The organism is Palleronia sp. THAF1 (genome assembly GCF_009363795.1).
Classification (GTDB): Bacteria; Pseudomonadota; Alphaproteobacteria; order Rhodobacterales; family Rhodobacteraceae; genus Palleronia.
Window position 1 is genome coordinate 2,999,732 of record NZ_CP045420.1, and the last position, 11,678, is coordinate 3,011,409.

Annotated in this window: 8 protein-coding genes and 1 tRNA gene; 3 read left to right on the plus strand and 6 right to left on the minus strand. The window is 63.2% G+C overall.

Going from position 1 to position 11,678, the window contains the following annotated elements; genetic code table 11:
• Positions 1 to 41: 41 nt before the first annotated feature.
• From mtgA to FIU81_RS15055, 4 genes are all read right to left on the minus strand, one after another.
• Entirely contained in the window at positions 42 to 773 is a 732-nt protein-coding gene (mtgA, locus tag FIU81_RS15040) for a monofunctional biosynthetic peptidoglycan transglycosylase (protein ID WP_124110270.1), read from the minus strand.
• Positions 774 to 814: 41 nt separating this feature from the next.
• The gene (locus FIU81_RS15045) at positions 815 to 1,447 is read right to left on the minus strand and encodes an SGNH/GDSL hydrolase family protein (RefSeq protein WP_124110269.1); all 633 of its coding nucleotides are present in this window, start codon (positions 1,445 to 1,447) and stop codon (positions 815 to 817) included.
• Positions 1,448 to 1,493: 46 nt separating this feature from the next.
• Positions 1,494 to 6,032 carry a glutamate synthase large subunit gene (gene gltB, locus FIU81_RS15050; protein ID WP_124110268.1) on the minus strand — a complete coding sequence of 1,513 codons (4,539 nt, stop codon included), beginning with the start codon at positions 6,030 to 6,032 and terminating at the stop codon, positions 1,494 to 1,496.
• Positions 6,033 to 6,145: 113 nt separating this feature from the next.
• Positions 6,146 to 7,582 carry an NAD(P)-dependent oxidoreductase gene (locus FIU81_RS15055; RefSeq protein ID WP_124110267.1) on the minus strand — a complete coding sequence of 479 codons (1,437 nt, stop codon included), beginning with the start codon at positions 7,580 to 7,582 and terminating at the stop codon, positions 6,146 to 6,148.
• Positions 7,583 to 7,818: 236 nt separating this feature from the next.
• Here FIU81_RS15055 and FIU81_RS15060 point away from each other — a divergent pair, with 236 nt between their 5' ends.
• The gene (locus FIU81_RS15060) at positions 7,819 to 8,622 is read left to right on the plus strand and encodes an undecaprenyl-diphosphate phosphatase (RefSeq protein ID WP_124110266.1); all 804 of its coding nucleotides are present in this window, start codon (positions 7,819 to 7,821) and stop codon (positions 8,620 to 8,622) included.
• Here FIU81_RS15060 and FIU81_RS15065 read toward each other — a convergent pair.
• Positions 8,619 to 9,641, minus strand: a complete 1,023-nt coding sequence (locus FIU81_RS15065) for a complex I NDUFA9 subunit family protein (RefSeq protein ID WP_124110265.1) — start codon at positions 9,639 to 9,641, stop codon at positions 8,619 to 8,621. The genes FIU81_RS15060 and FIU81_RS15065 overlap by 4 nt on opposite strands.
• A 143-nt stretch (positions 9,642 to 9,784) precedes the next feature.
• Here FIU81_RS15065 and FIU81_RS15070 point away from each other — a divergent pair.
• A tRNA-Leu gene (locus FIU81_RS15070) sits at positions 9,785 to 9,870 on the plus strand.
• Between the two features lie 104 nt (positions 9,871 to 9,974).
• On the plus strand, positions 9,975 to 10,100 hold the full coding sequence (locus FIU81_RS17055) for a hypothetical protein (RefSeq protein WP_256366149.1): 126 nt from the start codon (positions 9,975 to 9,977) through the stop codon (positions 10,098 to 10,100).
• 41 nt (positions 10,101 to 10,141) lie between these two features.
• On the opposite strand, the gene FIU81_RS15075 is transcribed toward FIU81_RS17055, so the two are convergent.
• Complete coding sequence (locus FIU81_RS15075) at positions 10,142 to 11,482, minus strand: polysaccharide biosynthesis/export family protein (RefSeq protein WP_124110264.1); 1,341 nt, start codon at positions 11,480 to 11,482, stop codon at positions 10,142 to 10,144.
• Between the last annotated feature and the right edge of the window lie 196 nt (positions 11,483 to 11,678).

Genomic DNA, 11,678 nt, shown 5'->3' on the forward strand with positions numbered 1-11,678 from the left:
CCGGGAAACCGCCTTCTTCCTGCCTGCAACGGCGCTGCGCTTCAATCCTCGAAACAATCCGAGCGGCCGTCCGCCGCGATTGTCGCCGCGCCGCTCTCGATCTGCGCGACCCGCCGTTGCATCGGGGTTGAAGGCGAGTTGGCGGACCGCTCCTTCGGGTTCGGCAAGACAGAGGCCAGCCGCGCAGCCTCGCGCGCCGACAGTTGCGCGGGGGGCTTTTGGAAGGCGGCATAGCTCGCGGCGTCGATCCCGAACACGCCTTCGCCGAATTCGGCGACGTTCAGATAGACCTCCAGGACGCGCCGCTTGGACCAGACGGCCTCGACCAGCGGCGTCAACAGCGCCTCCAGCGCCTTGCGCGGCCAACTGCGGCCCTGCCAGAGATAGACGTTCTTCACGACCTGCTGGCTGATGGTCGATCCGCCGCGCGTCCCGCCTTCTTCGATGGCAGCGCGGATGGCCGCCACATCGAAGCCCCAGTGATTGCAGAAATTTGCATCCTCTGCCGCCACGACGGACCGCGCCATGACCGGCGCGATCTCTTCCAGCCCGATCCATTGATGATCGAGCGTGCCCAGCCGCCGCGTCTCGGATGCCATGTAGGGGGTCGTCGGCGGATTGAAGACGGCAAACAGCGCGACCGCACCCAGCACGACAACCACGATGCTCAGCGCGATGCGCAGCACGACGCGGCGCACACCGCCCTTCACGGCAGCGCGTTTGCGCCCGCGCGTCTTGGTCTGCTTGGTCTGTTTCTTTGCCTGCTTCGCCATGCCGCCTGACTAGCGGGACGCGTCCGCAGGGGAAAGACGCCTTACCGCAATGCGTCGACGATCAGTGCCCCGATGGCAGCAGACCCGGACGGCGACGGATGCACGTTGTCAGGGTCATACAGCGACGGATCGGTCATTACTTGCCCTGTCTCGACGAAACGCACGCCCGGATCGCGGGCGGCAAGGCGGCCGGCGCGGGCGTCAAGTTCAGCCAGTTCCTCGCGGCAGGCGTCCATGCCACCACCGCGACCGGACGGCCCGTAGTATCCGACGATCAGCACCTTCGCCCCCATCGCCCGCAGTTGTCCCACGATCTGCGCGATGGCCCCATTCCGCCCATCCGACGTCAGCAGCGTATTCAACTCGGCATCGCACCGGGCACATCGACAGCTGCCGCTTAGATCGTTCGCGCCGCCGTTCAGGATCACCCAGTCCCACGATCCACGCTTGTACTGACGCGGTATCTCCAGTCCTGCCGCCCGCAGCAGCGGGTTCGGCTGCACGATGCGGGCACCGGAGCGCGCGCCTTTGACCACCCGTTGCCCGGTCCGTGCCGCCACCACGTCACCGACGGATTGCGACCCGTTCCATGCAAGAACCGAGTCGCCCATCACCAATATATCGCCCCGCGCCATTCCGGCGCAGAGCATCAAGACACAGAACAAGCGGATCATTATTACTCTCCAAAAGCGGAACGGGGCCCCGAAGGGCCCCGCCAAATCACTCTGCCGGAACGGCCTGGTCTTCGATCCCGATGGGATGCTCCAGCTTGTGGACCATCTCTGTCGAGCAAACCTGCAAGAACTTCGGCAGCTCGCTCTCCCAATGTTGCAGGATCTCGGACGCGCGGGACGATCCCGTCTCCTTCTGGTGCCGTTCGATCAGATCACGCAGAACGCCGGTCCAGTGATCCGTGGTCACGTCGCAGGTCACGAGCGTTTCCATGTTCATCAGGCTGGGAGCGACGCCCTCGGGATCATAGATGAAGGCCATGCCGCCGGTCATCCCCGCACCGAAGTTCGCGCCGATGGACCCAAGGATCACGGCCACGCCGCCGGTCATGTACTCGCACCCGTTCGATCCACAGCCCTCGACCACCACGGTGGCGCCAGAGTTGCGCACCGCGAAGCGCTCGCCCGCACGACCAGCCGCGAAGAGGTAGCCGTCGGTCGCGCCGTAGAGCACCGTGTTGCCGATGATCGTGTTCTCGGCCGCCTTGAGCGGAGAGACCATTGGCGGACGCACTACGATGGTGCCCCCCGACAGGCCCTTGCCCACGTAGTCGTTGGCATCGCCCGACACTTCCAGCTTCAGGCCGGGTGCTGCGAAGGCCCCCAACGACTGGCCCGCGCTGCCCGTCAGCTTGACGTGCAGGTGGTCGGGTTGCAGCTGGTTGCGCATCCCGAACCGCTTGACGATGTGGCTGGCCGTCCGCGTGCCCACGGTGCGGTGCGTGTTCCGAACGGCATAGGACAGCTGCATCTTCTCGCCATCCTCCAGGAACCGCTGCGCGTCGCGCACGATTTCTGCGTCCAGCGTGTCCAGCACGGCCTGACGTGGTTGATCGCGGTCGTAGACGATCTCTCCGGCGTCATCGACGGTGATCAGAAGCGGGTTCAGGTCCAGATCGTCAAGATGCGCCGAACCACGGCTGACCTGAGACAACAGGTCGGCCCGGCCGATCACGTCATCCAGTGACTTCGCCCCGATCTCTGCCAGGATTTCGCGCACTTCCTGGGCGTAGAAGGTGATCAGGTTCACCACCTTCTCGGCGTTGCCGGTGAACTTGTCGCGCAGCGCGTCATCCTGCGTGCAGACGCCCACCGGGCAGGTGTTCGACTGGCACTGACGCACCATGATGCAGCCCATCGCGATCAACGCCGCGGTGCCGATGCCGTATTCCTCGGCCCCCATCATCGCCGCCATCACCACGTCGCGGCCCGTGCGCAAACCACCGTCGGTGCGCAGCGTCACGCGGCTGCGCAGGTCGTTCATCGCCAGAACCTGATGCGCTTCGGTCAGACCCATCTCCCACGGCAGGCCCGCATACTTGATCGACGTCGCGGGCGACGCCCCGGTGCCGCCGTTATGGCCCGAAATCAGGATGATGTCCGCCTTTGCCTTCGCCACGCCAGCGGCGATGGTGCCGACGCCCGACGACGCCACCAGCTTTACCGTCACCTTGGCACGCGGGTTGATCTGCTTGAGGTCGTAGATCAGCTGCGCAAGGTCCTCGATCGAGTAAATGTCGTGGTGCGGCGGCGGCGAGATCAGCGTCACACCGGGGGTGGAGTGCCGCAGCTTCGCGATCAGAGACGTTACCTTCATGCCGGGCAACTGCCCGCCCTCACCGGGCTTGGCACCCTGCGCGACCTTGATCTCCAACTCTTCGCAATGCAGCAGATATTCCGCCGTCACACCGAAGCGACCGCTTGCCACCTGCTTGATCTTCGCGCTCGCGTTGTCGCCATTTGGCTCCGGCGTGAAGTCATCCGGGCTTTCGCCCCCTTCACCCGAATCCGACTTCGCCCCGATCCGGTTCATCGCGATGGACAGCGTCCGGTGCGCTTCCGGCGACAGAGCACCCAAGGACATTCCCGGCGTCACGAACCGCTTGCGGATAGAGGTGATGCTTTCGACCTCTTCGATGGGGATCGACTTGCCGACCGCCTTGAAGGCCATCAGATCGCGCAGGTGGATCGGTTCAGCACTGGTCATCTTGGCCGAATACTGCTTCCACATCTGATAGCTGGCCGTGTTGCAGGCCATTTGCAGCATGTGCATCGACGTCGCTTCCCACGCGTGGCGCTCACCAGAGCGGCGCGACTTGTAGAAGCCACCGATGGGCAGAACGTCCTTGCCGCCTTGGAAGGCGCGGGCGTGGACCTCTTCCGTCTTCATCTGGATGCCGTTCACGCCGATACCGCTGATCCGCGACTGCATGCCGGGGAAGTACTCGGCGCACATGGCGCGGGATAGACCCACAGCCTCGAAGTTCAGGCCACCACGATAGCTGGAGATCACGCTGATCCCCATCTTCGACATGATCTTCAGCAGACCCGCATCGATGGCCTTGCGATACCGCGCGACGGCCTCGGTCAGCGTGCAATCCAACAATCCCCGGCCGATCCGATCGGCCAGCGAATCCTCGGCCAGATAGGCGTTCACGGTGGTGGCGCCGCAGCCGATCAGAACCGCGAAGTAATGCGGATCGATGCACTCGGCAGAGCGCACATTGATAGACGTGAACGTCCGCAGACCTTGCTTGGTCAGGCCCGAATGCACCGCGCTGGTCGCCAGGATCATCGGCATGGCCACGCGATCCGCCGACACGCCCTGATCCGTCAGCACCAGATGACCGGCACCCGACCGAACGGCGTCCTCGGCCTCGCGCCGGATGCGCTCCAGTCCCGCACGCAGCGTGCCCGGACCTTGACCGGGTGCGAAGGTGCAGTCGATCTCGACCGAGTCAGAGGTGAACGCCTCGACCATCCGATCGAACTGGGCGTTGCCGATGAACGGGCTGTCCAGGATGATCACGTCGGTTTGGCTGCTGCTTTCGTCCAGCACGTTCTTCAGGTTTCCGAACCGGGTCTTCAAGCTCATCACGCGGAATTCGCGCAAGCTGTCGATGGGCGGGTTCGTCACCTGGCTGAAGTTCTGCCGGAAGAAGTGCGACAGCGGACGATACTGCTTGGACAGCACCGCCGAGGGCGTGTCGTCGCCCATCGACGCGATCATCTCCTTGCCGTCTTCGGCCATGGGCGCCAGCACTTGCTCCAGCTCTTCGATGGAGTAGCCTGCCGCGATCTGGCGGCGCTTGAGCGCTTCGCCCTGATACTCCGCGACCTCGGTCACCTTCGCCAGTTCAGAGTCCAGTTCGGTGATCTTGCCGACCCATTCGCCGAAGGGCTGACTGGCGGCCAGCTTGTCCTTGATCTCGGCGTCGTGGAACAGCTTGCCCTCCTGGATATCGACGGCCAGCATCTGACCCGGGCCCAGCGCGCCCTTCTCGACGACACTGGATTCATCCACGGGGACCATGCCCGCTTCCGAACCCGCGATCACAAGGCCATCACCCGTCACGACATAGCGCATCGGGCGCAGACCGTTGCGATCCAGACCGGCGCACACCCAGCGCCCATCAGTCATCGCCAAGGCGGCGGGGCCGTCCCACGGCTCCATCACCGAGTTGCAGTAGGAATACATGTCGCGCCACGCCTCGGGCAGCTCGTTGGCCTGCTTCGACCACGACTCCGGCACCAGCAGGGTCTTCGCCATGGGCGCGGACCGGCCAGAGCGCACCAGAACCTCGAACACCGCGTCCAGCGCGGCGGAGTCAGAAGACCCCAATGCGACGATCGGCTTGATATCGTCGGCCAGATCCCCGAACGCCGAAGAGGCCATGCGGATCTCGTGCGACTTCATCCAGTTCAGGTTGCCCTTCAGCGTGTTGATCTCACCGTTGTGAGCCAGCATGCGGAACGGCTGGGCCAGCCACCACTGCGGGAAGGTATTGGTGGAATAGCGCTGGTGGTAGATCGCAAACGCGCTCTCGAACCGCTCGTCCTTCAGGTCCGGGTAGAATTCGGCCACGTCCTGCGCCAGCATCATGCCTTTGTAGATGATCGACCGACACGACAGCGACGCGATATACAGCTCCTTCACGCCAGCAGCGGCGCTCGCCTTCTCGATCCGGCGGCGGATGACATAAAGCTCACGCTCGAACGTCTCTTCGTCCACGCCCTTGGCGTTGGAAATCAGGATCTGCTCGATCTCGGGCCGCGTCGCGTTGGCCTTGCGGCCAAGGCAGGCGATATCGACCGGCACGTGACGCCAGCCATAGATGTAGTAGCCCATCCGCAGAACTTCGGTCTCGACGATGGTCCGGCAGGTCTCTTGCGCGCCGAAGTCTGTGCGCGGCAGGAAGACCTGACCCACGGCCAGCGTCTGCCCCTCAATGGGCGTGTGGCCGGTGCGGGCGATCTGGTCCGCGAAGAATGCCGCCGGGATCTGCACGTGAATACCCGCGCCGTCGCCGGTCTTGCCGTCGGCATCCACCGCACCCCGATGCCAGATCGACTTCAGCGCGTCGATGGCATTGGCGACGACCTTGCGGCTGCGCTGCCCGTCCTTGGCGACTACGAGGCCCACGCCACAGGACGCGTGTTCCTCTTCCTCGCGATACAGCGAATGCTCGGACATCCAGGCGCGCTTGGCTTCCTGAGCAGCAACCCACTTTGCGTCGAACTCGGTCATCACATCTCTCCTTCGCGGGGAAGGAAGCGACCACGCCGCCCCTTCATCGTTCTTGAAATACCTCGGGGGCTGCGCAGCAGCGGGGCAGCGCCCCTCCCCCATAGAAGTTTACCTTACTCGGCGGCGACCGATCCGGCCTGACCGATCTGCGCCATGATCGCTTGAGCCGCCTCGCGTCCGTCGCGGATCGCCCAAACGACAAGCGACGCACCGCGCTGTATATCGCCGCAGGCATAGACGCCCGGCAGGCTGGTCTCATGCGTCTGGAAATCGGCAAGCACCGTCCCCCAGCGCGTCACTTCCAAGCCGTCCACGCCCCAAAGCTTCGGCAGTTCTTCCGGTTCGAAGCCCAGCGCCTTGATCACCAAGTCCGCCTCTTCGACATAGTCCGATCCCTCGATGATCTCGGGAACGCGGCGACCCGTCGCATCGGGCTGCCCCAGACGCATCTTCTGGACCATGACGCCTTCGACGGTTTCGCCAGTGAAGCCTTTGGGCGCGCTCAGCCAGACGAACTCGACACCCTCTTCCTCGGCGTTCTGCACTTCGCGCTGGGATCCGGGCATGTTGTCCCGGTCCCGACGATACAGGCATTTCACGCTTGTCGCGCCCTGCCGGATAGAGGTCCGCAGGCAGTCCATCGCGGTATCGCCACCGCCAATCACGACGACCTTCTTACCCTTGGCATTCAGTTCACCGCTGTCGAATTCCGGCACGCTGTCACAGAAGTTCATCGCGCGGTTGGAGGCTGTCAGGAAGTCGATGGCGTTGACGATCCCCTTCGCGCCGACGCCCGGAGCTTGCAGGTCGCGCGTCTTGTAGACACCCGTGGCGATCAACACGGCGTCGTGGCCTTCGCGGATCTCTTCGAAGGTGATGTCGGTGCCCACGTTGCAGTTCAGCTTGAAGGTCACGCCGCCTTTTTCCAACTGCTCGATCCGGCGCATGACGACGTCCTTCTCCAGCTTGAAGCCGGGGATGCCGTAGGTCAGCAGGCCGCCCGCACGGTCGTAGCGATCATACACGGTGACCTGAACGCCCTCGCGTCGCAGCATGTCGGCACAGGCCAGGCCGCCGGGGCCGGCACCGATGATGCCGACACTCTCGGGCCGTTCGACCGATGGGTTCGGAAAATCCACCCAGCCTTCATCCCACGCAGTGTCGGTGATGTATTTCTCGACAGCGCCGATGGTGACGGTGCCATGACCGGACTGCTCGATGACGCAGTTGCCTTCGCACAGACGGTCCTGCGGGCAGATGCGGCCGCAGATTTCGGGGAAGGTATTGGTCATCTGGGCGATGTCATACGCCTCGCGCAGACGCCCTTCGGCGGTCAGGCGCAGCCAATCGGGAATATTGTTGTGGAGCGGGCAATGCGACTGGCAATACGGCACACCGCACTGGCTGCACCGGCCCGATTGCTCGGCGGCCTTTTCGGTCGCGAACTCTCCATAGATTTCTGCGAAATCTTCCCGGCGCTCGTCCGCAGTGCGCTTTTCGGGCATGTCGCGCGAAATCTTGGTGAACTTCAGCATTTTCTGACTGGCCACGGCACATCTCTCCCAAAGCTGTTCCGCTGCACATACACCGCCCGCTACGTCGAATAAAGGGGTGAATCGCGATTTAGGTAACTAAAGCTGACCCTTTATTACAACCGGACGGACAAGAGTCGGCCAGCCAACCAACACAAGGCCAAGAAAAGGTCCGAACCGGATATTCCTTTTCACTTGGCCTAAGCTCCTCTTTGCCGGACAACCGCCGCGACACCGCTTCCAAGGCTTAGATCATGTCGCTCTTCTACCTCCTCCTCGTCGCCGTCGTGCAGGGGATCACAGAGTTTCTGCCGGTCTCTTCGTCCGGCCATCTCGTCCTGCTGCCCGCCCTGACGGGACAAGCCGACCAAGGCCTTGCCATCGATGTCGCGGCCCACGTGGGCACGCTTGTCGCGGTGGTGATCTTCTTCTGGGCAGAGGTGCGCGTCGCCATAGGAGGCGTTCCATCACTTGCACGAGGTCAGATCGACAGCCGCGGCGCGTTTCTTGCGCTATGCCTGATCGTCGCGACGATCCCGGTGATCCTGATCGGCCTTGTTCTGAAAGTGACCGGCTTTGCCGATGCCATGCGCAGCGTCGCCGTCATCGGGTGGAGCACGATCGTCTTCGGCCTGATCCTCTACTGGACCGACCACAAGGGAGAGGAAGCGCGCACCGCGCCCGAGTGGACGCTGAAACACGCCGTTACGATGGGTTTGTGGCAGGTGCTGGCACTGATCCCCGGCACGTCCCGTTCCGGCGTGACGATTTCCGGCGCGCGACTGCTGGGCTACCACCGGCGCGATGCGGCAACGTTGTCGATGTTGATGTCGATTCCGACGATCCTGGCATCCGGTGCGATCCTGTCGCTGGACGTGATCGGACAGGCCAACGCGGCGCTGTTCCGCGACGCCGCGATTGCCGCCGTGTTCTCGGCCATCGCGGCGTTGATCGCGTTGAAGCTGATGTTCAAATTGCTCGAGTCGGTCAGTTTCACGCCCTACGTGATCTACCGTCTGTTCTTGGGCAGCGCGCTACTGATCTGGGCCTACAGTTAAGAGAAGCCCGCCCGGTTCGATCCGCCCTTCATGCGCTCCGGCGCCTTGTGCAGGTTCTCGGCGCTGTCATTCGACTCGGCATACTGACCGGAGGGACGGAAACGCCACAGATAGTCGGGCAACACGGCCTCAGTCGCGATGGGTTGGATGCCAAGGTCTGCAAAGGTCTTCACGCCTTCCCCAACGATATTGTCCTGCCCCAGATTGCGCACTTGATCGAGCGTCAACGGACCGGCGATCAGGCCGAAGGTCGCCGACTTTACCAGATCGAAGCCCCAGCCCATCAGCTTGGCGATGGGCATGGGCGTGTTCAGGATCAGCGCGCGACGGCGAATGGTCGCCAGCATCTCGCGCATCCACTCGCGGAAATCGGAAACATCGGGCCCGCCAAGCTCGTAGATGCCCGGCTCCGCCTTGCCCAGAACGCCCAGCTCGATCGCGGCGGCGACGTCGTCCACGTAGACCGGCTGGAACTTCGTCGACGCACCCACCAGCGGCAGCAACGGCGCCATACGGGCCATCCCGGCGAAGCGATTGAAGAACTCGTCCTCGTGCCCGAAGATGATGGACGGGCGCACGATCATCGCGCTGGGGAAGGCATCCAGAACCGCCTTCTCGCCAGCGGCCTTGGTGCGGGCATACTCGCTGGGGGCATTCTCGTCAGCGCCGATGGCAGAGACCAGAACGAACTGCGCGACACCAGCCTTCTTGGCCATCGTCGCGATACGCGCGGCACCCTTTTGCTGCAGCGCCTGGAACGTCTGCTTGCCAGTTTCTTCCAGCACACCGACGCAGTTCACCACGGCGTCCGATCCAGCGATCGCAGCGCGCACGCTGTCGTCATCGCGGATGTTGCAGAAGATCGGCTCGACCTGACCGACAGAGCCGTAGGTGCGCACGAAGGGTGCATCGTTGGGGCGACGGCACGCGCACCGCACGCGCCAGCCCTGCTTGGCCATACGCCGGGCGACATACCGCCCGACAAAGCCTGTTCCGCCGAAGATGGTGACGAGTTTCATGGGCCGGTCCCTTGTCCTTCGCGTGCCTCCAGCGCGGTGTAAGCCGCGCCCCCTGTAGAAACAAGCGCCCGAACGTGAAGAAGGTCCCGAAATGGCGTTGACACCCCCTTGGGGCGTCGTTAGATCGCGGCCTCACGACACCTGCCCAGGTGGCGGAATGGTAGACGCGCCAGCTTCAGGTGCTGGTGTCTGTATGGACGTGGAGGTTCGAGTCCTCTCCTGGGCACCAATTCCCATAAAATGGGAACATTGTCGTTCATCCGATATACAAACTTATCCTGCATGCTGCCCGCAAAGCGGCGCGCGCGCCGCGTCTTTCGCGGAGGACGGATCATGCGTGGTATGTTTGCAGCCTGGATCTACGGGCTGGCGTTGTTTTCAGGATTTACGCTTGGCGTGGCCGTGACCCCGCTCGACTTGGTGTCAGGCGCCGTCGGCTGGTTCTCGTCAGAGCACTAGAAATGGCCCCGCCTGCCCTGTTCGCAGGCAGGGCATGCGTACTATTGCGAGATACGCGTGACCGAGATCAGATTCGGCAGCGCTTGGCTTATGGCTCGGTTGAACGACGTGATCGGCTGCGTCTCAATGAAGACGATATCGTTGGGGCGCATCTCGAACTGCGGTGCGAGCGCCAGGTTGATCGCGTTCGCCGCATTCAAGCGCCACGCCGTTACCGTGTCGCCACTAGCGCGGAGCACGTAGATCTCACGGGCATTGGCGGTCTCGGTCTCAAACCCTTCGGATGCAAACAGCACGTCCGCCAAGCTGGCCTGCCGCCCATAGGGCAGCGGGAACCTGGCTTGTGTCGCGACCTCTCCGGCGAGATAGACGTAATCGCGATCTTCGCCGTCAAGTTCAGTCCGAGCACGGAAATTGTCGCGCTGCTCATTCAGGGCCGCGCGGCGCAAACCGATCTCTGTCTGCAGTTGCGACAGGGCCGCAGCCTGAGTCTGCTGCCGCAAGCCGATCACGTCAATTTGTTGCGAATAGAAGCGGAGCGCACGATCCAAATCGTAGGTCGTATCGACGAACACCGCATCACCACCGGTCAACTGCGTATCCCGCAGTTCAGGACGCGCGAGGTACTGCTCATAGGGAATCTGATACAGGGTGCCATCGCGGTAGATGCGGATCGATGCGAACTCTTCATCAGGCGCGGTCACGCCGCCGGCACCCGCAATCGCCGTATCCAGTGTCAGATCGGTGATGGTGATCGGCAGGATCGCGGTCTGCGCAACCGCACCACCCACGACGACGCGCTGCGAGTTGAAATCGGCAATCTCCAGGCTGAAAGACGGGTTGAAACCGGCCTCGACCAGCGCCTGGAACACGTTGGCTTCGGCCTCTTCCACGGTGGAACCGGCCACGTCGATCGTCCCAACGTCGGGGATTGAGATCGAGCCATCGTCACGGACCGTGTAGCCCTGCCGCTGATTTTGAGCAGCCAAGAGACCAGAGAGTTCTTCGACGGTGCTGGAAGCCGCTCGGGTGGCGATCAGGATCGAGTCGCCCACGCCAATCCGATACGGCCCGTTGTCGACCGGAGGCGGCAGGCGCAGGTCGGTCGGACGACGCTGTTCGTTTGGCACGAAGGGCGCGGCGGGGAGTCCGGAGACGCCAGCACCGGCACTGCCGCCACCGGTCGCCTGATAGAAGACTTCCGGCAAAGTCTTGGGCGTGTAGGGCGCGTTATTGGCGATGGGAATCGTCTGAAGCGTGATCTGCGTGACTTCGACGTTGGCAGAGGTGTTCCGCAGGCCCACAGCAGGATCGATATAGCTGATACCGCATCCCGACATGGATACGACGATCGCCAAGGCTCCGAGAATACCACGCTTCATATTACAACCCGCCAGGTTCAGTGCATGTCGGTAACTTCGGGCACAACGGCAAACGCCAAATGGTGACACGCGACCGACTTAATTCAGCCCGGTTGTAGTGATCACGAACGGCGGACTGCAACGCCTGCTGTCGGCAGATCGGCCCCGGATGCAGGAACGATGCGAAATTGCCACGCGGAGACCCGCCGAAATCAGG

Coding starts and splice junctions, on each gene's coding strand:
- mtgA (WP_124110270.1), bottom strand. CDS start 773: ATGGCGAAGCAGGCAAAGAAACAGACCAAGCAGACCAAGACGCGCGGG.
- FIU81_RS15045 (WP_124110269.1), bottom strand. CDS start 1,447: ATGATCCGCTTGTTCTGTGTCTTGATGCTCTGCGCCGGAATGGCGCGG.
- gltB (WP_124110268.1), bottom strand. CDS start 6,032: ATGACCGAGTTCGACGCAAAGTGGGTTGCTGCTCAGGAAGCCAAGCGC.
- FIU81_RS15060 (WP_124110266.1), top strand. CDS start 7,819: ATGTCGCTCTTCTACCTCCTCCTCGTCGCCGTCGTGCAGGGGATCACA.
- FIU81_RS15065 (WP_124110265.1), bottom strand. CDS start 9,641: ATGAAACTCGTCACCATCTTCGGCGGAACAGGCTTTGTCGGGCGGTAT.
- FIU81_RS17055 (WP_256366149.1), top strand. CDS start 9,975: ATGCGTGGTATGTTTGCAGCCTGGATCTACGGGCTGGCGTTGTTTTCA.
- FIU81_RS15075 (WP_124110264.1), bottom strand. CDS start 11,482: ATGAAGCGTGGTATTCTCGGAGCCTTGGCGATCGTCGTATCCATGTCG.